The 22420-nt window shown below is 42.4% G+C and carries 16 protein-coding genes; 5 read left to right on the top strand and 11 right to left on the bottom strand.

What is annotated here, in order from left to right; translation table 11 throughout:
- Positions 1 to 117: 117 nt before the first annotated feature.
- Together H3V01_RS06205 and H3V01_RS06200 are read right to left on the bottom strand one after the other, a co-directional pair.
- Positions 118 to 1188, bottom strand: a complete 1071-nt coding sequence (locus tag H3V01_RS06205) for a zinc-dependent alcohol dehydrogenase family protein (RefSeq protein ID WP_198186277.1) — start codon at positions 1186 to 1188, stop codon at positions 118 to 120.
- Positions 1189 to 1493: 305 nt separating this feature from the next.
- On the bottom strand, positions 1494 to 2075 hold the full coding sequence (locus tag H3V01_RS06200; RefSeq protein ID WP_025331132.1) for a ferritin-like domain-containing protein: 582 nt from the start codon (positions 2073 to 2075) through the stop codon (positions 1494 to 1496).
- A 619-nt stretch (positions 2076 to 2694) separates the two neighbouring features.
- Between H3V01_RS06200 and H3V01_RS06195 the strand changes: the two genes are divergently transcribed.
- The 4 genes from H3V01_RS06195 (at position 2695) to H3V01_RS06180 (ending at position 8289) form a co-directional block, all read left to right on the top strand.
- Positions 2695 to 5727 (top strand): S8 family serine peptidase, encoded by a 3033-nt coding sequence (locus H3V01_RS06195; RefSeq protein WP_198186276.1) that lies wholly within the window; start codon positions 2695 to 2697, stop codon positions 5725 to 5727.
- Positions 5728 to 5969: 242 nt separating this feature from the next.
- Positions 5970 to 6425, top strand: coding sequence for a YcxB family protein (locus H3V01_RS06190; RefSeq protein ID WP_198186275.1), 456 nt, complete (start codon positions 5970 to 5972; stop codon positions 6423 to 6425).
- A gap of 753 nt (positions 6426 to 7178) precedes the next feature.
- On the top strand, positions 7179 to 7880 hold the full coding sequence (locus H3V01_RS06185; protein ID WP_198186274.1) for a phosphoadenosine phosphosulfate reductase: 702 nt from the start codon (positions 7179 to 7181) through the stop codon (positions 7878 to 7880).
- Entirely contained in the window at positions 7867 to 8289 is a 423-nt protein-coding gene (locus tag H3V01_RS06180; RefSeq protein ID WP_198186273.1) for a hypothetical protein, read from the top strand. The genes H3V01_RS06185 and H3V01_RS06180 overlap by 14 nt, the downstream gene beginning before the upstream one ends.
- 78 nt (positions 8290 to 8367) lie before the next feature.
- Here the strand turns inward: H3V01_RS06180 and hrpA are convergent, their stop codons facing one another.
- From hrpA to H3V01_RS06135, 9 genes are all read right to left on the bottom strand, one after another.
- Positions 8368 to 12390, bottom strand: coding sequence for an ATP-dependent RNA helicase HrpA (gene hrpA, locus H3V01_RS06175; RefSeq protein ID WP_198186272.1), 4023 nt, complete (start codon positions 12388 to 12390; stop codon positions 8368 to 8370).
- A 286-nt stretch (positions 12391 to 12676) separates the two neighbouring features.
- The gene (locus H3V01_RS06170; RefSeq protein ID WP_037475112.1) at positions 12677 to 12916 is read right to left on the bottom strand and encodes a hypothetical protein; all 240 of its coding nucleotides are present in this window, start codon (positions 12914 to 12916) and stop codon (positions 12677 to 12679) included.
- An 11-nt stretch (positions 12917 to 12927) separates the two neighbouring features.
- Entirely contained in the window at positions 12928 to 13686 is a 759-nt protein-coding gene (locus H3V01_RS06165; RefSeq protein ID WP_096765594.1) for an iron ABC transporter ATP-binding protein, read from the bottom strand.
- A gap of 59 nt (positions 13687 to 13745) precedes the next feature.
- Positions 13746 to 14702 carry an iron chelate uptake ABC transporter family permease subunit gene (locus H3V01_RS06160; RefSeq protein WP_051506563.1) on the bottom strand — a complete coding sequence of 319 codons (957 nt, stop codon included), beginning with the start codon at positions 14700 to 14702 and terminating at the stop codon, positions 13746 to 13748.
- A 7-nt stretch (positions 14703 to 14709) separates the two neighbouring features.
- A complete protein-coding gene (locus H3V01_RS06155; protein WP_198186271.1) occupies positions 14710 to 15678 on the bottom strand; it encodes an ABC transporter permease in 969 nt (322 codons plus the stop codon).
- A 92-nt stretch (positions 15679 to 15770) separates the two neighbouring features.
- Entirely contained in the window at positions 15771 to 16739 is a 969-nt protein-coding gene (locus H3V01_RS06150; RefSeq protein WP_198186270.1) for a siderophore ABC transporter substrate-binding protein, read from the bottom strand.
- An 81-nt stretch (positions 16740 to 16820) separates the two neighbouring features.
- A complete protein-coding gene (locus tag H3V01_RS06145) occupies positions 16821 to 17627 on the bottom strand; it encodes a siderophore-interacting protein (protein ID WP_198186269.1) in 807 nt (268 codons plus the stop codon).
- A 1-nt stretch (position 17628) separates the two neighbouring features.
- Entirely contained in the window at positions 17629 to 18570 is a 942-nt protein-coding gene (locus tag H3V01_RS06140; RefSeq protein ID WP_198186268.1) for an alpha/beta hydrolase, read from the bottom strand.
- A gap of 316 nt (positions 18571 to 18886) precedes the next feature.
- Positions 18887 to 21115, bottom strand: coding sequence for a FepA family TonB-dependent siderophore receptor (locus H3V01_RS06135; protein ID WP_198186267.1), 2229 nt, complete (start codon positions 21113 to 21115; stop codon positions 18887 to 18889).
- Positions 21116 to 21530: 415 nt separating this feature from the next.
- Between H3V01_RS06135 and H3V01_RS06130 the strand changes: the two genes are divergently transcribed.
- Positions 21531 to 22292, top strand: coding sequence for a hypothetical protein (locus H3V01_RS06130; RefSeq protein WP_198186266.1), 762 nt, complete (start codon positions 21531 to 21533; stop codon positions 22290 to 22292).
- Positions 22293 to 22420: the final 128 nt, after the last annotated feature.

Here is a 22420-nt window from a genome sequence, read left to right as displayed (position 1 = left end):
CAGCGGATTTAAAGAGATAATCATTTTATAAACAGACAGTAATCAATAAAGCAGCCTTAATGGCTGCTTTATTTAGTAGGGCAGATTTCATTAAAGCTTTTATCTGCTCGGCAGTATTTAATAATCAATAATAACTTTCATGGCTTTTTCATCTGCAGCATGCTTAAAGACATCATAAGCTTTTTCCAGTTCATTAAAGTGGAAGTGGTGAGTAGCCAGCTTTTCCATCGGCAGTTTGCCTGAGCAACAGGTTTTCAGCAACATGCCGGTAGTGTTGGCATTAACCAGACCTGTGGTAATGGTAAGATTTTTAATCCAGAGTTTTTCCAGCTCAAAGTTGACTGATTGCCCATGTACACCTACGTTAGCCAAGTGTCCGCCTTCTTTTACCACGCGCTGACAGATATTCCATGTGGCTTCAAGCCCGACAGCTTCCATAGCGCAGTCTACTCCGCGGCCGCCGGTGTATTCCAGAACACGCGCCACCGCGTCTTCACTGGCAGAATTAATGATTTGCGTGGCACCCAGCTCTTTTGCCATTTGCAGGCGGTTATCATCCATATCAATCATGATAATCTGGGAGGGAGAGTATAATTGTGCGGTTAATAAACAACTCATTCCTACCGGGCCGGCACCGACAATGGCTACTGTATCGCCTGGTTTAACATCACCGTATTGCACGCCGATTTCATGTGCAGTAGGTAAGGCATCTGACAACAAAACAGCCACATCTTCATTTAAATTTGCCGGTAATCGGTAAAGTGAATTATCTGCAAAGGGAGTACGTACGTATTCAGCCTGAGTACCATCAATCATGTAGCCCATAATCCAGCCGCCACCACTCTGGCAATGTGCATAAAGCTGTTTCTGACAATTTTCACAAGTACCGCAGCGGCTGACGCAGGAAATAATGACTTTATCGCCTTTTTTAAAGTTTTTAACCGCACTGCCTGTTTCTTCAATAATACCAATCCCTTCATGCCCGAGAATACGACCGTTGAATTGACCGTCTTTTTGAATGGCGGTTTGTTCAATTTCCGGATTTTTTCCTTTCCAGATACCCAGATCGGTACCGCAAATAGTTGTCCGGGTTAAACGAATGATTGCATCAGTTGGTTCGATAATAACTGGTTTAGCACGTTCTTCAAAACGAATGTCACCTGCTCCGTAGTACACCATTGCTTTCATGTTGTTTACTCCATAAACTATTGAAAAATAATCCAGATATCTTTCTGGAAACCTCTTAATATGATTGTAGTGCAAAGAGATTCACACCACAATTTACCTGAGTATTTTCTTTAAAAGGTTTATCTGATTATTAATCTGCCTCAAGTTTGAGCGATTTATTGCTATAAAGATAAATAGAATTATGTCATAATAGATAGTTTGAAATAATAATAAATATAAAGTTCAAACATACACTAATGGCTGGAAAAGCAGTCTGAAAAAATCCGCAGACTAACTACGGATTTTTATGTTAAATCACTAAATTATTAAATTATTTTTTTCGATACGGGTTTACCATCCAAACCTTCCATCATGTCGGATAATTCGTCTGCATGATCTTCTTCTTCAGCAAGAATATGTTCGAGTATGCGTTTAGTAGTAGTGTCATAATCGCTGACATACATAATGGCCTGCCGGTAAAGATCAATCACAATACGTTCTGCAATCAAATCTGACTCTACCATATCCCGTAAAGTTTCTCCCTCAATATATTCTGTCGGTGAACGCTGAATAAACACATCCGGATTCAAATCCGGTTCACCGCCAAGCTGGGTGATACGTTCAGCCAGCATAGCTGCATGTTTTTGTTCCTGCTCTGCATGTTCCATAAATTCTTCTTTAACGGCATCCATAAACAGGCCGGTTGCCATGTAGTAATGTCGCAGATAACGCAGTACACACACCCATTCTGAAGCCAAAGCTATATTAAGCAGTTCGATTACCCGTTCTACATCCAGCTCATACGTAGAAGTAATCGGTCCGTCTTCATAATTTTTGCGTGCATTTTCCCTTAATTCTTCAGTTGTGCTGAATTTAATATCTCTTTTTAGCGGTTTGCGTTTGTTCATGCTTATCTCCTTATTTATCTAAACAAGTTACGGTTTGTTGCCTTGTGTTCCTTTTATAACGGTAACTGATTGTGTAAGTTGTTGTCTATGAAAGTATTTTTAATATAAGTAATAATTAGCTGAATTTAATCGCATATTGTTTATTTAAATGTTTTCTTCTAAATATTTAATATATCAAGTCAAATATAATTAATTTATAAAGCATATATTTATGTTTTATGAGTAAAAAATTTTAAAAATATTATTCTTTATGCGTAAAAATTTTATTTTTTTTAATGAGATACTGCATTAATGCCTTTCAGAGCCTGTATTTCGCCGGTTTAAATCAATATTGTAAATAAAGCTATAAATTATTTATTTGGTATATTTTTTTATAATTTACCAATCTGAAATTAAATACATAATAGTACGGAATATTAAAATAGATAAAAAAAATCTTATTTGGTTAATAAATATATAGACAAGTAAATCAGTAATTTAGACCCTGTATCATGCCTGAATGCTAAACCCGAACTGAATAAGCAAATCAATGTTCATTAAGGTTATCAAGAAATATTAATAAAAATGAAATTTAAATTTTTATATTTATTTTTCAAATTAAGATAAAGGAACAGCCAGTATGAAACATTCAGCTTTAATGCTTAAATCAATAGTGATTGCTGTTTCATTTGCTTTAACTGCATGTGGTGGCGGTGGCAGTGGTGTTCATTCTAATTCTACAGAAACTGGCGGTAAACCGGGCGGAACCGATCCCGGTACCGGAAACCAGACACCGGGAGACGGAGAAAATACACCGAATGTGCCTTCACCAGTTACTCCTCCTCCGGTTACTCCTCCTCCGGTTAATCCAGATCCAGACAAACATGAGCCGGTTAATCCGACTCCGATAGATCCGGCTGATAATATTCCTGTTCCTTCATCCAATCCGTCGAGAATGGACAGTACCGAATCAGCAATAAAAGTTCCGTTGAGTAAAAACCAGTATCCCCGCAGTGTATACGGTGAGGATAATACACAGGCTAACCTACTAAATCTGAAAGATGCACGGGATCAGGGGCTGGATGGTAAGGGGGTGAAGGTCGGTATTGTTGATTTGCCAGTCGATGTTAATCATCCGGCTTTACCTGACAATGTTGTTGATTTGGGACAGTTCGGGACACCTTATAATGGTAAAGCTTACCCGCATGGTGATGCAGTAGCTTTAAATATTGCTGGTAAAGATGTCAGGGGTAAAAAAATTGGAATTGCTCCGGAGGTGCAAATTTATTCAGCCAGTGCAACAGATAGCCGTGGGCCGGGATTAATCAATTTACTGGCTACCATAGATTCGTTTAACGCGCTTGATAAGGCTGGCGTGAAAATCGTCAATAATAGTTATGGCGCTAATTATTATAGTAATAAGCAATGGTACACTAATGTAGCTAAAGCTTATTTAAATGCAAATAATCCTGCTGATAAATCTGCATCCTATATCGGTCGTTTTGTTTCTCTGGTTCGGGATGATATGCTGTTTATCTGGGCAGCTGCCAATGATGGGCAAAGTCAGCCCAGTATTGAATCGTTATTTCCTTTAATTGAACCTGAATTGCAGAAAGGCTGGATCGTTGTTGCTGGTGTAAATAGCGATAATACAATTCAACAGTCTTCCAACAGATGCGGCGATACTAAAAATTGGTGTATGGTGGCTTATTATCAGTATGAGATTGCTAATTTATACGCAAAGCCCGGCGATGATATTAATGCATTGCCACTAACCTATATCACGGGCACTTCATTTTCTGCTCCGCAGGTTACTGCTGCTGCGGCACTGGTTAAACAAAAATATCCCTGGATGACCAATAATAATTTACGAACCACATTACTGACGACGGCCACTGACCTGGGCGCTAAAGGTGTAGATTCGGTATATGGCTGGGGACTGCTGAATATTGGTAAGGCGGTTAACGGACCGGCACAATTTGCCTTCGGTGATTTCTCAGCAAATGTAACCGACGGCAGCTATGTATTCAGTAATGATATCAGCGGGCAAGGCGGGCTAATCAAAGATGGTACCGGAACACTGATATTGCAGGGTAATCATACTTATCAGGGTAAAACGCAGATTAATTCCGGTACGCTGGCTGTAAATGGCAGTAGCCAGTCTGCAACGCAAATTGGTAAAGATGCTGCTTATCTGGTTAAAGGCTTCACTGGTTCAGTAGATAATTCAGGTACATTTATTAGTCGGGATGCCACTGTTAATGGTAGTTTTAACCAGACGGCAGCGGGTACTTTTCAGACCAGCCTTGGTAGCCGAACTACTGTCAATGGTACTGCCAGTCTGGCCGGTAGATTATATTTCGATGCGCTTAAAGCCGGTTTTGTGCCTCAGACAGGGATAAAAGTAGCTGTTATTAATGCACAAAAACGCTTGGGTGAATTTGACTCAACTGAATTTTCCGGCGGAATTCTGCTAGATGGTAAAACGGTTTACGATGACAATAACGTAGATTTTGATATTACCCGTATTTCTGCACAAAAAGCTGTTATGGATAATGGTCTGTTAACCCGCAGTATTGCCGATCCGGCAATAGAGTCCGCTGCCAGAGCTGTGGATACGGCTTTCAGCCAGCTGGATGGTATACCCGCAGCGGACCAATATAGTGAACAGGATAAAGAATTATTCGATGGTGCGGCCAGAATTCAGAATGTACAGTCCGCTCAGAGTTTAAGGCGGTCGTTATATTCTTTATCCGGTGCGGTTTACAGTAACGCTAATATGGTCAGCACTCTGACATTAGGAAAACTGAATAGTGACTTTATGTCTTCAATTCAGAATAACTCTGATGAGGTTAACGTGATTATGGAATTTAATCATTCACAGAATCGCTGGAATCCCACTGTCATCAGAGGAAAACAGAATACTAATAGCGGTATATTCGGTATCAGTAAAAAATTTGGTAACGGATTATCTGCAGCGATGGCCTATACTTTTCAAAATACCGGCTGGAATGAACAATATGGCAATGCTGATATTAAAACCAATGGTTTAACAGTAGGTTCATTTTATGCGCCAAACCGATGGAACGGCGCCTACATATCCGGCAGCTTTGGATACAACCGTTTTTCCAATGATGTCAACCGGCGAATATGGTTGGGTGAGTCGTCAGAAGCCACGGGAGCAAAAGCCAAAGGTAACGTATGGCAACTGGCTTTTAAAGGAGGTAAAGCATTTTATCTGAATCAATTGATTCTGACACCGCAGCTCGGTCTGAGATATGATTATTTACAACAGAATCATTTTAGTGAAAACGGGGCAAACGGTTATGGTTTATATGCCCGAAAGCTTAATAAAGGTGTTGTAGCTGGTTTGGCCAGTATTCTTACTCAATATCGTTTTGGTATACGGGATACTGTGTTTGATATTTTCGGACAGCTGGGTATTGAGCATGATTTTCGCGATAGAGAATATGCAATGAGCGGAGGTTTTGCCGGAATACACGGAAATGAACGTTCCGGTAAATGGGCTTCAGCAAAAACACGCTGGAATGCTGCTGTAGGTGGAAACGTACAGATCAGCCATAATCTGAAAGCAGGTATTCAGTATCAGTATGAAAATGGCAGCCACTGGCACAGTAATTCAGGAATGGCAAACTTAAAAATCACTTTCTGATTATGATAAGTAGTAAAACGGATAATCAACCGGATTTCAGGCTAACTAAAATTCTTTTTTAAGAAATTAAAATTTTAATTTAACAGAATGCTGTCTGACTTGAGGATTTATTGTCGATGTTAAGTTAACAAATAAATGTATAATGTAATGGCTAAAATGAAAAAATCAGGCGTTAAAAAAAATTTATATAGTGGTAAGTAAAACATCAGTAATTATAAATTTATTTTTACCGGATTAATCCTATGATTATTAAAATAAATACTAAAGCCTTTTATGCTTTTATTATGACACTTCCAATATTGATTATAGTAATTGGTATTGATGCTTATAATATTTATATAAATAGAATAACAGTTTCTCTGATAATTCTGAATATTATAACTATTTTCTATCCGATATTTAAAATCAAGGATGAATTTGAAAAAATAGGAGGATTTGGCAATTATATTATTGAAATTACTTCTGAGTGCCTGACAAAAGAAAAAAAAGGAAATAAGACATACTTTGAGTGGCAGGATTTTTATTCAGTGATTAAATTTCACAATAGAATTTATTTGTATTTAAAGAGAAAAAACTCTATCAGATCATATAGACGTTTAATATATTTGGATAGAAAAGACTTTAGCAGTAAAGATGAATTTGATGCCTGCTTCGAAAATTGTAATACCTATATAAAAAAGCAAAGTATAAAAATTTGATTAATTTGTAAAAAAACCACAAATAATTTACTTAAAATTAACAGTTATTTATGAGGAAATTTTTTTATTCTGTTTTTTAATGAAGTGAGAAAAATAGAATAGATAAAAAAGAATAAAATTTTAGTAATGTAAATTGATTTCTGACTATATATAAAAAAAGAACCCGGCATTTAAAAATTTATAAGCCGGAATGTAGGAGAAAAGCTTATAAACAAAATGACCGGGTCAGGGAAATAAATAGCTTAGATATTCAGATATTAATAATATCAGTCAAATTAATTTATGTCTACAAATATTTTCTTATTATTACTGAAATATACAAAATATTTTGAATATAGTTTTGATATATATATAAATATTTTTAAAACTGTGTTATGAATGATGTTAAATCAGAAATTAATGTAATGTCTAATATTGTAAATTACTGATTTTTATTATAATTTTTTTATATAAGCCGACTTATTAATATGTGCTGGGAAATAGCTTTTAGTGTCAAGAAGCTGGTTGAAGCAGGAAACAAAAACTTTACCAGATATATCATTAGGTATTTATTTGCATAATAAGCTGAATGCCAGACATAAATTTATTCAAATAAGGTTAGCTATGCTTTTTTATTGCTGTTTTAATGAGTATGTAGCTATTTTTTATATTTTTTAATATTTTAGGGTAATTGTAAGATATTGAGTATTTAAATTTATTTTGGCTATACTGATTGGATTATGCAATATTGGTTTATAAGGGAATTTTGCGAATATGGCTATTTTATCTGGAGCCAGAACAGTCCAGAAGGTGGCCTGTGATCATCGTCAGAGTATTCTGGCATTTAGCACAGGTAAGAATGCTGTTGCTGCGTATCTGGCAATCAGGGATAGTTTTACTAAGATTTATCCCTATTATTTGTATCTGGTGCCCGAGCTGGAATTTGTAGAAGAACAGCTTGATTTATATGAACGCCAGTTTAATTTCAAAATTACCCGTTTGCCGCATCCTGCACTGTATCAGATGCTCAGTGCACATGTTTTTCAGCCACCATCTAATATATCTGTGATTGATAAGGCAAATTTGGTGAATTTTGATTTTGCCGATATCCGCCGGATGATGTGCAGAAAATTTAATTTACCGTCCAATACACCGGTAGCGAATGGTACCAGAGTGGAACATAGTTCCAAACAGCGCCTGAGTATGCAGAGACACGGATCGATTGTGAAGAGTCAGAGTCAGTATTATCCAGTATGGGACTGGAAAAAAGGGGATTTGCTCCGCTGTTTTAAGCAGCATAACATCAGGCTGGGAAGTGATTACAGGGTGTTTGGCTGCTCATTTGATAGTCTGGATTTACGTTTTTTGTTACCTGTTAAAGAACTCTATCCGAAGGATTACCGAAAAATTCTGGAGTATTTTCCGCTGTGTGATTTAGAAATTTATCGCTGGGAATGTGCTAATGGAAAAAGATAAAACAATGAAAATTAAAGTATCTGCACAATCTGTTTATAACAGAGGAAGGCAGAGAGGTAAATCCGAACCAGTTTCATGTTCAAAGCATGCTGACAGGAATACAGATGCAGATGCATTAGAACAGATGAGAGAGCTGAAAGAAGAATTTCAACAGGTTAAAAAAAATCCTGCGCAGCTCAGACAAAGGGTGACTGACAGTGAATACTGGTGTGCTGTCTGTTTTCAGACCTATGAACAGTTGATGGTTTTTCTTGGTGAAATAACAGTACCGGTTTTTGAAAATAAGTATATTGACGGGCAGTTACTGGCACAGAAAATGGGTATTGAGCTGCCCCCTGGCAAAGTGAGATTTCGTTTGCCCGGTTATATTGATAAAGATTTCCAGGAGTTAGCAGAAAAAGAGAAATAGAAATCTGTGACATATAACTGCCGTTGGAACCGGATAACAGCTCTGTTTTTCTGAACAGAGCTGTTTTATTGAGTACATTTATACAATAGCCGTGCGTTTATCCCATTCTTTGCTCAGACGTTTTGCTGAAACCGGATAGGGTGTTTTCAGCTCCTGAGCAAACAGGGAGATGCGAAGTTCTTCCAGCATCCACCGGAATTCGGCAATGGCTGCAGGTACTGGCTGATTTTGTTGCCGGTATTGCTGTACTTTTTTTTGCCAGGTATCAGTAAGTTCCTGAATGTCGTTTTCCCGTGCATTATCACGTGCCGGATTACTGCCGTATTTATCCATACGTCTGAGCATGGCTTGCAGATAAACCGGCAGACGTGGCCACTGCTGCCATGGTGTGGCACTGGCAAAACCCGGATAAACCAGACTGTTCAGATGCTCACGCAGAAGCGGGGTTAACGGGTGTTTACCCAGATGGCTGCTGACTTCAGTATAAGCCTGCGCTGTTTGCAGGGCATATTGATTAACAGCTTCTTTAACTGCCGGTAAACGGCTGCGGGCACGTTTTATCTGTTCTTTAAAAGCTCTTTCATCACGCGGCAGTTCATCTTCACCTATCAGAGCCCGATCCAGAACGGCATGAGTCAGGTCTTCACGCAAAGTATCAGTACCCAGGTGTTTAAGCAGCATGGCGATTTGGGTGAAGTCGGGCAGACCTTTATTCAGGTCTTTAACCTGTTCTTTCAGTTGCAGACTCATCAGAGCAAGTACGCCGCTGCGGTGTGCCTGTTCGGCAGCCGCCGCTGTATCAAACAGCCTCAGGGAAATACTGCCGTTTTTTTGCAGTTGCAGGCCGAGATAGCCGGTAAGCTGTTGCTGAGCACGGGCAAACTTGATGCTTTCCGGTAGTTTACCTATATCCCAGCTGGTAATGTTATCTCGCTCAAACTCATTGCTGTTGTCACGGAAAGTAACCGCAGCCGCCTGTCCGAGCTGTTGTTGCAGGCTGATAAGATCACGGCCGCTGGCCAGCTCTGTGCCGCTGTCATCAATCACCTGAATATTGAAATAACAATGTGCCGGTAGTTGCTGGGTTTGCCAGTGTTCGATGTCTATCTGGTTAAGCAGACGCATGTCTCCGGCCTGACGGGCAATGGCATGTGCCAGCTGAGGCAGTAAAGGCGCATTGATATCGGGATGATTGCTGAGAAATGTAGTGATGAAATCAGGTACAGGCACGCAGATCCGGCGAATTTGTTTGGGTAAAGCTTTTATCAGTAACTGCAGCTTTTCTCGAATCATGCCGGGAACCAGCCATTCCAGTCTGGATGCATTGATGCGGTTAAGCAGTGGCAGAGGCACAGCTATAGTGACACCGTCAAACGGATGATGGGGTTCGAAACGGTAGCTGAGCGCACAGCGACCGTCTGTAGTATCAAGGTATTCCGGAAACTGGCTTTCAGTAACATTACTGGCTGCATGTTGCATCAGGTCGTCACGGCTCAGATACAATAGTTTCGGATTTTCTGCCTCTGCCTGTTTACGCCACATTTCAAAGGTACGGATATCAGCCAGCGGCAGAATACGGCCTTTGTTTTCTACATTTGCCGGCAGACGCTGGTCGTAGAAACTGAACAGTGCTTCTTCATCTACCAGTACATCCTGCCGGCGTGATTTATGTTCCAGTTCGGTGATTTCTTCGATCAGTTGATGGTTATGCCGGTAAAAAGCTGCTTTAAGATCGCATTCCTGCGCTACCAGTGCACTGCGAATAAAAATTTCGCGTGCTTCTTTGGCATTGATGCGCCCATAGGCAACCGGGCGGCGGGGCAGAACAGTGAGGCCATAAAGAGTAATGCGTTCACTGGCCACCACTTCACCGCGTTTCTGTTCCCAGTGTGGCTCAAAATAATGATAGCGCAGAAGATGAGGTACTTCGCTTTCAATCCATTCCGGTTCAATCTTGCCGACATCACGGGCATAAAGTCGTGAGGTTTCGGTTAGCTCAGCAGCAATAATCCATTTAGGCTTACTTTTAAACAGAGCGGATGCCGGAAAAAGGTGAAAATGAATTCCTCGTGCACCGGTATAGTCGTGGCCTTCGGGGCTTTTCAGTCCGACATTGGCTATTAGTCCGGTCAGCAGGGCACGGTGAATTTGTTCGTAGCTGGCTTCTTTTACCTGTTGCCGTTGCTGACGCTGCTGCCGGCGGACGATTTGCTGCTGTTTGAGTTTTGCGGATAAGTCCTGATCACTGCTGTCAGTTATGGCTGGACGGGGATGATTGTCTGGTAATTGCCGGTAAGCACCGGCCTTATCGGTAAGTTCCATATCTATGGCAATCTGTGCCAGCTGGTGATGCAGCTCGCGCCATTCGCGCATACGCAGATGAGAAAGAAAATATTGATGACACCACTGCACCATCTGACGATTGGATAACCCTTTGTCACGTTCGCGCTGATAGGAATCCCAGATATTCAGATAGGCGAGAAAATCCGACTGCTTATCGTTAAAACGTTCATGTGCTTTGGCAGCAGCTTCACGAGCTTCCATTGGTCGTTCACGCGGATCCTGAATCGACAGCGCAGCCACAATAACCAGCATTTCGGCAACGCATTGCAAGCGTTTCCCCGCCAGCAGCATGCGGCTGATACGCGGGTCTACTGGCAGACGTGCCATTTGCTCACCAAGTTTGCTTAGCTGATTATGTTCATTTACTGCGCCCAGTTCGAGCAATACCTGATAGCCGTCATTGATATAGCGCTGGTCAGGTGCTTCGAGAAAGGGGAATGCATTAACATCGCCGAGTTTCAGGCTGATCATGCGCAGGATTACAGCCGCCAGATTACTGCGGATAATTTCCGGATCTGTAAAGGCAGGGCGCTGATTAAAATCCTGCTCGCTGTAGAGGCGTATACAGATACCGGCGGCAACGCGACCGCAACGGCCGGCGCGCTGATGAGCCGCAGCCTGACTGATAGGTTCGATATGCAGTTGTTCGACTTTAGCACGGGCTGAATAGCGTTTTACCCGCGCCAGTCCGGTATCGATAACATAGCGGATACCGGGTACGGTGAGTGAGGTTTCGGCAACATTGGTAGCCAGTACGATACGCCGCTGACGACCATTGGGATGAAAGATTTTATGCTGTTCGGCTGCTGACAGGCGTGCAAATAGAGGCAGAATCTCATCATTGCGACGCAAAGGTGATTGCTGTAATGCATGTGCTGCTTCGCGAATTTCTCTTTCACCCGGCAGAAAAATCAAAATATCACCTTCACCTTCTCGTGCCAGCTCATCTGCGGCATCGACGATGGCATCATTGATTTCTATTTCAGCTTCGTCTGCATCTGTGGTGTGCAGCGGACGGTAACGTACTTCTACCGGATAGGTACGTCCGGATACTTCAATCACCGGTGCTGCTACACCGTTCTGTGTGAAATGTTTACTAAAACGTTCGGCATCAATTGTAGCAGAGGTAATGATGACTTTCAGGTCTGGGCGCCGTGGCAGCAGTTGTTTGAGATAACCAAGCAGGAAATCAATGTTCAGGCTGCGTTCATGCGCTTCATCAATGATGATGGTATCGTAAGCACTGAGAAAGCGGTCGGTCTGGCTTTCTGCCAGCAAAATGCCGTCAGTCATCAGCTTGATGTAGCTTTCCGGCGCGGTTTTATCATTGAAACGCACTTTATAGCCGACATGCTGTCCGATCCGGCTATGCAGTTCTTCAGCAATTCGTTCGGCTACTGAGCGTGCGGCTAGCCGCCTTGGCTGAGTGTGACCAATCAGTCCGGCTACTCCACGGCCTAGCTCAAGACAGATTTTCGGTAACTGGGTGGTTTTACCGGAACCGGTTTCACCACAAACGATAACGACCTGATGCTGACTGATTGCCTGCTTGATTTCTTCACGTCTTTCATGCACTGGCAAAGTGTTATCGTATTCGGGTACAGGCAGTCCGGCCAGACGTTGCAGATAAGCCTGATGAGAACGCTGGTAACGGCTGTTTACTTTTTCCTCGCCACCGAAACGGGCAGGATTTTTACAGGCTTGATACAGATAATAGCGGTCTTTACTCAGGATTTGGTTAAGTTCGTATACAGACATGGCACAGAGATTGCCGGAAAATTAGTAGTATGTGTATTATACCAAATCTGCCAAAACTGCTTTTTTACAGGCATTCCATGGCAGATTTATTTCTCAGAATCAGATAAACAAAGATTTAAATGAATAACCAGATAATAAGAATACAGATTTTTAATTGCTATGCGGAATAATTATTAAGTCTGGGCCGGAAAGCAGCAGAAAAATTATTTTAATAAACACGCTGGTACTAAGTTATGCGGATTAGCATAACTTTCAGTTTGGCTTTTGGCTTTGAATCTATGCGTTTCTAGTGATGCGGGTGTTGCCGGCGCCAGATTTTCGCGCCAATCATAATAAATACGCCAAACAGAAAAGTACACACCAGCCCCATAAAAATGAGCATAATCCGTGCCATTGACATCCGTACGGCAGCATCATCTCCCAAAAACAGCCAGATAAACCATGCAGCCAGTACGACAAACAAAGCAATCATGGCAGTAATCAGCCCCGTCATTTTGCGTGAACCGGGGGTATTATTGTTTTGCATAATAAAGCCTGCTAGAAGTGATGGATAACAAGAGGTTTCCCTTTATGGCTGACAACTTCTGTATCCAGATTAAATATGGTTTGAATATGGTCTACAGTAATAATATCTTCTGGTGTACCTTGCATAACAATCTGCCCGTCTTTAAGAGCAACAATATGATCAGCATAGGCTGCTGCCATGTTGATGTCGTGAACCACCATAATGGTAGCCAGACCTTGTTCGCTGGTCAGCTGGTGTAACAAACGCATCAGCTCACGTGCATGATACATATCCAGATTGTTAAGCGGTTCATCAAGAATAACATGTTTGGTTTGCTGGCAGAAAGTCATGGCTACCAGTGCGCGCTGGCGCTGTCCGCCGGAAAGTGCACTAAGATAACGCTGTTGCAATGGTTCCAGCTCAAAGCGCTGTAAAGCCTGATCAACAATTTGCTGGTCTTCTGCTGTGATGCGTCCCTGATTATGCGGATAGCGGCCAAACAGTAATAAATCACGTACGGTAATACGGCTCTGTATGTTGTTCTCTTGCGACAATATAGCCAGTTTTCTGGCTATGGCAGTTGATTTGCTGTGGCTGACTTCAAGTTCATCAATATGGATATTGCCTTCCTGTAAAGGTTGCAGGCGGGCAATCAGCGAGAACAATGTAGATTTACCTGCACCATTGGGACCAATCAGCGCAGTAATGCTTTTATCCGGAATATCAAGATTAATATCGCGGAGAATGGGTGTGCCGTTGATGTGGTGGTTAACATTTTTTATGGTAATCATAATGCTGTCAGGTTAAATCGGTGCAAAAAATGGTGATGATAAAAAGCTACTGTTGCAGCTTAGCGTTTGCGTTTTAATACCAGCCACAGAAACACAATGCCGCCGCAAAATTCAATAACCGCACTCAGTACGCCCTGCATACCAAGCAGCTGCTCAAATATCAGCTGGCCGCTGACCAGTACCAGTGCTGCAACCAGAAATGCTGCCGGCAGCCGCAGCTGATGTTTCATATCGGGGGTGCAGGTATTAACCAGTGCGCATATCAGTAAACCGAAAAAACTGACCGGACCGACCAGTGCAGTGGAAACCGAAACCAGCAGAGCAATCCATAACAAAATGCTGTGGCTCAGCCGTACATAGTTAATACCCAGAGCAATAGAGGCATTGCGTCCGAGCATAAGAACATCGAGCTGATAGCGCATCCGCCAGATCCAGACTGTACTGAACAGCATGATACTCATGCCGATAATCAGCATAGTGACATTCACGGAGGTAAACTGAGCAAAATAGCTGGTTTGAGCAACCGTAAACAGAGTAGGGTCAATCAGGCGTTGCAGCAGACTATTGAAACTGCGAAACATGACTCCGAATATCATACCGGTAAGTATCAATCGGGCCAAATCACCGTTACTGTTCCGGGTTAAAGTGCGAAACAGCAGGAGCGAGGCAACCATCATTATTGGTGCTTCGATAACAAATTTGCTCAGCACACTCATACTGGTGAATCCCACTGCACCGAATACAAACAAAGTAATGGTTTGCAGCAACAGATAAAGTGAATCGTAGCCAAGTAATCCCGGTGTAAGAATAGGGTTATGGGTCAGAGTCTGGAAAAGTAAAGTGGATACACCAACTGCGTAGGCAACAGTAAGCAGCATCAGCAGCTTTTTACCGCGCAGTTGCAGTACAAAATCCCAACTTCCTTTAACGCCATATGTCATAAACAGAATACTGGCAATAATTAACAGAATACCGAGCACACCGAAAAAACGTGCACCGGAGCGATGTGACGGCATGGTGGAATTAAACTGCATGTACAGAAGGCTTTCTAAACAGCAAATACAGGAAAATCACGGTTCCGACGATACCGAAAATCAGAGACACCGGTATTTCATAAGGCGGGTCGATAGTGCGGCCGATAATGTCACAGATCAGCAGAGCGTTGGCACCCAGGAGTGCAACTGCAGGCAGATTCTGACGTAAACGGTCACCTGCCAGCCGGGAAATAATATTAGGTACTACCAGCCCGATAAAAGGAATCTGTCCGACTGTTACCACGACAATGGCAGTAATCATGGCCACGGTAATCAGGGAAATCCACATCATTTGTGCATAGTTGATACCGAGGCTGGTACTGATATTCTGTCCCAGTCCGGCAATGGTAAGCCGGTCAGCCAGAAAATAAATAACTAATGTCATCAGACCGGTAATCCACAGCAATTCGTAACGTCCGGCGAGTACTGCAGAAAAATCACCGGCAAACCACACCGCCAGCAATTGCAGGGTATTGGTTTCCACGCCGATAAAATTCACCAGTGCTTCAATAATACTGCCATAGATTATGCCGATTAGCGGAATCATCAGTTGCCGGTGTGCAGGCAGACGCCGAAATAAAAATAAAAACAGCGTCATCCCCAGCAAAGCAGCCAGACTGGCGCAGCTCATTTTGGTCAGCTGACTGGCCTGCGGCAACCAGATGGAGACCAGTAATACCCCAAGTGCTGCACTTTGGGTAGCACCAACCATACCCGGTTCCAGAAAACGATTGCGCAATACTATCTGTAACACCATACCCGCTACGGCCAGTGTGGCTCCGGTGAGAATAATCGCCAGAGAGCGGGGTAGACGGCTATACAAAAGCAAAGAACGGGTATCACTACTGATAAACAGATCACCCCAATGAAAAGAAGCTGCACCAATACTAATGCTGATAATCAGTAAAATAGGTAACAGCAAAAAATTGATTGCATTAATCTGAGAGGAACGAAGCATATGACAGAAAAAAATACAGACAACAGGTTTACGCTAATACTGCATATTTATGCAGCATAGCGAAACCTGATTATCGTGAATAAAACTCCGGCTTAGTGTGACATTGCCGCTTTAATATTGGTCAGATCAGTTTTCATTTGCTGTACACCGCCTGCGGCCAGATAAGATGCGCTGCTCAGATAAATAATGTGACCTTCTTTCCATGCTTTAGACTGACGTACCAGATCATTATTCAGTACAGCCTGAGCGGTTTTACCTTCTTCGCCGATGGCAGCAGTACGGTCAATAACGAATAACCAGTCGGGATTGATTTTCTGCACGTATTCGAAAGAGACAGACTGACCGTGCGGAGAAGCCGGAATGCTGGTATCTGCAGCCGGTACGCCAACCTGAGTATGAATCCAGCCAAAGCGAGAGGAAGAACCAAATGCTGAAAGTTTGCCGGCATTAACCATCAGAATCAGACCAGTGCCTTTTCCTTTAGCTGCCTGCTGAGTTTCATTAAGCAGATTCTGGATATCATCATGCAGTTTTTTCGCTTCTGCTTCTTTCTTGAACAGTTTACCGTAGCTATCAAGCATTTTCATGCCATCGCCAATTAAATCTTGTCCGCTGTCAGACATATCGATAGTAGGAGCAAGAGCAGCGAGTTCATCATATTTCGGAGCGGTACGACCTGCGATAATAATAAGCTGTGGTTTTAGCGCATTAAGTGCTTCCATATCCGGTTCAAATAAAGTACCGGTATTGTTTACCGTTTCCAGAGTTTGCTGCAGATACGGTACCAGCACTTTTTTCGGGGCACCGATAACCGGCACTTTCAATGCCTGTAAATCATCCAGTGTAGCCATATCAAATACCACAACTTTAGACGGATTCTCCGGTACGGTTATTTCTCCGCGGGCAGTATTTATTGTCACTGTTGGTCCGTTAACAGCAGTTGCAGCAGCAGACGAAGCATTACTGGCAGTGTGATTCTCATTGGTTTTTTCGCCACAGGCAGAAAGCAGAGACAAAGTTAAAACAGACAAAGCAAGAGGTTTCCAGCAAGATTTAATCATTTTTCAGTATTTCCTATCATTATCGTTTGCATTAATTATACCGCCTGAACAAGGCTAAAGTTAATTTTCTTGAGCAGGTGCCTATTTATCAATAAATCTGTGCCGTGCTTCATGATAACTTTCTTCATTTTCTCCCTGACGCCAGTAGGGGACGGCATAATGGCGCTGAGGCGGTACTTGCCACTGTGTACGCAGCAATTCACGCAGTGGCTTAACCAGTGCTGCTTCACCGGCAACCCAGGCAAAGTCATCATCATTCAACGGGGCAAAACTGCTTATATGCTCTACTACAGCAGGAATCTGGCTCAAATCACCAAAAAAGGTATGCAGATGCATTTTTTCAGGTAACGGGAGTGATGCAGGCAGATCTTCTGCCTGCGGTAATAACAGCACAACGTCGCCGCTCGCATCTGCGGCAATATCTGCCAGCAGAGATTCAATTGCCGGAAGAGCTGTAATATCACCGGCAAATAAATAGCGTGATGCTGTTTTCAGCATCGGATTCGGTCCGCCGGGGGAAGAGATTCCAAGAATATCTCCAGCCTGAGCATGCTCGGCAAAAGATGAAGCGGGTCCGGTGTCTCCGTGTTTGACAAAATCGATACTTACCGTACACGACTGTGCATCATAATTGCGAATGGTATAGGTACGCACAATCGGTTTATTATCCGGCTCAGTCCAGTTAAAACCATGACCGGAAAACTGGGGTAATTGTGGTGTTATCTGACCATCCGGTGCCAGAAATATTTTGATATGGGCACCATTGTACTGATGCGGATAATCGGTCAGCTCCGGACTATGCAAAACCAGCCGGCGTAAATTCGGGCTCAGATCGATAATATCCTGAACGCGTGTCAGATAAGCCTGATGTGGTGAACGTTTATTCATTTTATTGCCTGATTACTGGATAAAATAATGCCTGCTGCAGGCTTTTGCCAAACAGGCTGCCATGATTTTCCTGCGGATAATGCTCATATCTGATAGTTAAATCAGTTTTTTGCTCTAATTCGTTAATCAGTTTGTTAATCAGACCGGCATATCTGGCTGTCTGCTCATTGCGTATGCGGATACGTGCGGCCGCCTGAGGATTTTTCGGTAATTTACCGGCTTTGAGTTTACTACTGAAAACCCACAGACTGCTGCCGGAAAAAGCCACCTGACGTTTAAGCATGGTTTCAGCTTCCTGCTGTAACAAATCGCCGTGTAACCAAACGGACGGATCGGCAGCAATATAGTGCTGAAAAAGATTAGGCTGAGTAAACAAAGTATGCATAACCATCAGCCCGCCGTAAGAGTGCCCCCACAGAGTTTGTGCATTGGGATTAATCCGAACCTGTTGATTTACTGCCGGCATAATTTCATTCTGAATTAAATCCAGAAATATATCAGCCCCGCCGTTTATTCTGGTTGAATCAAGAGGATCGGTATTGTCATTATCCGGCGCAATGGTGTAATCGTAGGCCCGTGCCTGCGCATCAAAGCGTTTATCTGTGGCATAGCCAATCAGTACCAGCACCGGAGGTTGAGGCTGTGCAGACAGTGCCCGCATATTTTCCGGCGTCAGAAAATCCAGTGCAGCATTTCCGTCCAGAATATAGAAAGCAGGAAAACCCTCTGCAGGAGCTCTGCGGTCGGGGGCTGCTATATAAACCCGGTAATGACGCTGTCTGTCTGCAGAAGTAAACGCAAGCGTATTAAACAGATAGCCGCTGTCTGATTGCTTTAATGCAGCAAAATTAGCTGGTTCATTCAGATTAGGCTGAGCTTTGGCTGTGTTGTGCAAGATTAAGGCCGTAAAAAACAATAAAAGAAAAATAATAATCTGGCGCATATTTAATCTTTCCGTCAGTTGATTGGTGTTACAGAACATATGGAGACAACAGGACGGATGTGCGGTAAGATTTTGTTTCTGCATGGTAAAATTAATCGAATACCAGTTAAAAATATTGCCGGATCAAGCGGTTTGGTTAAAGTACAGTCAGATTGAATAACCTTTGTCTGTTTACTTAATAAAGTTGCTCATTATGTGTAAACAATAATCATTACTATTTATGATGGTAACTGAAATTGATTGATAAGTCACGGTGAAAAATAATTTGCTTGTAAAAAAACAGGCTGCCTGAATGGCAGCCTGTTTGCAGAAAGCATCAGAAAGAAACTTTCATACTGCCCCATACTGCTCTGCCGCGTTCATTGTATGTATATGCAGTGCCGCGCAGTGTAGAGGCGTAGATACGTTTATTGAATATATTTGACATTCCGGCTCTGATATTAATATTTTTATTTACAGCGTAGCCGGCGGAAATACCCCAGATACCATAACTGCCGATTTCTTCTCCGCTCAAACCGGTAGTTCCTTTTCCTCCGTTACCGATACCTGCCTCAACAGGATTTACCGGTACTGTACGCGGTTTCTGGCGACCATAGTAAGTATAGGTAAGTAATGTGTCCCATTTTTCAGCAGGATTCCAGGCCAGAGACGAATTAATCGTATATTTAGGGATGACAGATAAAGGATTGCCGGTTTCCTTATTTTTGGAGTTAAACATATAAGTAAAATTGTTTACCCATTTCCATTTACTTGAAAAAGGCAGGGTTAAATTGCCTTCCAGTCCTTCTACCAGCGCTTTGCGGGTATTGGTCCATTCAAAATAGTCATATCCGCCCGAGCGAGAGTTCGTGCCAGTACTATCCGTGAATATAATCTGCCGGCCGGCTTCAATCTTATTTTTGTAATCATTGCGGAAATAAGCCAGAGAAGCCAGATAACCGTTTTTATTAAATTCAAAACCCAATTCTTTATTAATACTGGTTTCCGGTTTGAGATTACTGTTACCTATCAGATAGCAGCCACGGCCGCCTCCGGAAGAGGTGGCACAACCATTGCCTTTGCTGTACAGCATATAACTGTCTGTACTCTGGTACAGATTCGGAACTTTGTAGGCACGTGCTATTCCGCCTTTAATCAGCCAGTTCGGATGAAGCTGCCATGACAGATTAACAGCGGGGCTGACATTACCGCCCGTTTTATTATTGTGATCATAGCGCAGCATTGGTACCAGTTTTAAATAGTCGGTCAGGCTGATATTGTCTTCCACATAGCCGGCCCAGCTGCTTAGTGACGGTGTGTGGTTAGCCGGAGCCGGATAAACTGCCCCGGGAAGAGGTATACGGCGCAGACCATCCGGATCATCCAGTTTATCGTGCTGATATTCTGCACCCATAGTCAGCACGTGGGACACACCTAATGTAAACGGAAAGTGTATTTCACCCGTCAGACGTTTTGTTGTCAGTGTACTGTCTTTATAAGTAATATCTTTGCTGCCCAAATCCTGACACAAGCCTTCAGGACCACCTGACAGCGCTTCAGAGCAGTGGCTGTTGGTAGTTTTATCGTATTGTGCTACCAGCTTGCTGTCGCCCCAGTCCCATATACCTTCATGAGTCAGTGCAAAACTCTGGCGGTATACTCGGCGGGTTTCCTTACCATATAAACTTTGGGTGTAATCAGTCTGTACATTATTGGGACCATCACCGTTATAACGATTGCCCTGCCGGCTGTAGGTAGTATCCAGTGTCAGAGTTTGTGCCGGAGAAAGGCGCCATGCTAGCCGTCCGCCAATATCTTTATTAATCAGACCTTCCTGTCCGGCAGCCAGCGATTTGCTGCCTTTATCATTCGAACGCTGATTAATAAATGGTGAATCTGCATCAGTACTATTCAGATTGCCATATATCCGAAAACCGAGTACATCCTTAATAACCGGACCGGACAAATCAAAGCCGATACGATGTGTATCTCCTTCTTCTTTATCTGCCGGCAAATTCATAAACGCATTGATAGAACCGTGAAACTCATTACTGACTTTTTTTGTCACAATGTTCACTACACCGCCAGCTGCACCAGAACCATAGCGTGCGGCAGCCGGTCCGCGAATAACTTCAATTGATTGAATTTCTGCTGCCGGTACCCAGTTGCTGTCGCCAATGGTGTCACGCTCACCGCGCCAGCTCATGCGTGCACTGTTACGCGAAGTAACCGGCCGGCCGTCAATCAGTATTAAGGTATTTTCCGGACCCATTCCGCGAATATCAATCTGGCGTTTATTGCCATGCTGACCGGAAGCAGTATTACCGGTCAGATTGACACCGGGCATTGTACGCACCAGCTCAGAAATATCATTGACCGGTGTTTTGCGTTCAATATCCTGACTATCAAGTTTAGAAACACCGAGAGACTGTTTAACCTGCTGTTCGGCGGTGACGTAAATATCGTCCAGCTTTGCTGTATTATCCTGAGCATAAACAGTGCTGCCGGTAAGAAGAATGAACGGAATCAATGCCAGTTTAAAAGAAGGAAAAGGGTGATCAGACATACTATTGAGCTACGAAAAGAGATAAATTGATAAATCTGCGAATAATAATGAATACCATTATTATTTTCAACTAAAACCATACTGATTAAACAAAAAATACAAATTCATACTTAATCAGTATAATAACTATCGGTACTTACATAATTCAGTTTAATGTGACAAAATTTGACACATTTGGCAAATAATCTTTTCAGTGAGATGATGAGAAATGTGTATTGATAAATTAAGAAATTGATTTATTGAAAAGAAATTAACAGAGAATTTTGTTTTCAGGCTGGATATTCAGCAGAAAATGTAATTCTGACAGGCATATCTTTATCAAAATAAAAATACATACAAAGAATTGAAATTAAAATAGAAAATAATCAGCTAAATGAGAAAATCAACTTTTTATATTTGTCAGTATATTTTTTTATTGTTATTGATTACAGGTGTCTTACCTGCGTATGCAGAAGATTTTGTTTCAAATTCCTTTAATACAACCGGACAAGTAAAAATATTGCCGGTGACTCAGACTTGTAAGGGTACACCATGGCAACATATTGTATGGGTGCATGTACATGATAATGAAGAAACTGCACGTCAGACCGCATTAATGGCATTAAACCAGATTCAGCAGGGCTGTTTGCTGGATTTTCGCCATGGTGGCAGCCGGGAAATCAGGATACAAACAAATGAAGTAAATTATCACTTTGATCCAAATAGAATTTTTACTGAAACCGGCCGGAAGAACGCGTTAAAATGTCTGCGCGGTAATTGTGCTCAGGCAAGAGAAGAGTTAACTCAAGAGGTCGACAGTTTTCTGAATCAGTATATGATTCACGCCAAATTGATTGTTGCTTTGCATAACAATCATCCAAGTGGATTATCCATACGAAACTATGTGCCTGGTGGCTCAATGGCGCATGGAATGAGCCAGGTAGCGGTCAGCCCTGATAAAGATCCTCATGATTTTTTCTATGTTACTAGTCAGCGAGCCTTTGAGTTTTTGTCCGGTCGGAGTTTCAATGTCGTTTTACAGAATAATCAAACTGTTCGTGATGATGGTTCATTATCAGTATGGGCCGCCCGGCAACAGATTGATTATATTAATTCTGAAGCCGGTACCGGAAATCTGGCCAGTCAGATGGTTATGCTTGCAGCAGTATGGGCGTATATGCAGGAATATTACCTGTAATTTTCTGGATTTAGCAAGTCTGGACAAAGTTATCTGATTTACAATTATATACGTCGGATATAATTGTCTGACTATTAATAATAAAAAACTTAATTTAAAAATTTTGTCAAAAAATTTATTAAAAATAT

Origin of the sequence: Snodgrassella sp. M0351, from assembly GCF_016100575.1 — a bacterium.
Lineage (GTDB): Bacteria > Pseudomonadota > Gammaproteobacteria > Burkholderiales > Neisseriaceae > Snodgrassella > Snodgrassella alvi.
Note: the sequence above shows the minus strand (reverse complement) of the source record. Positions and strands in the feature narration are given on the sequence as shown.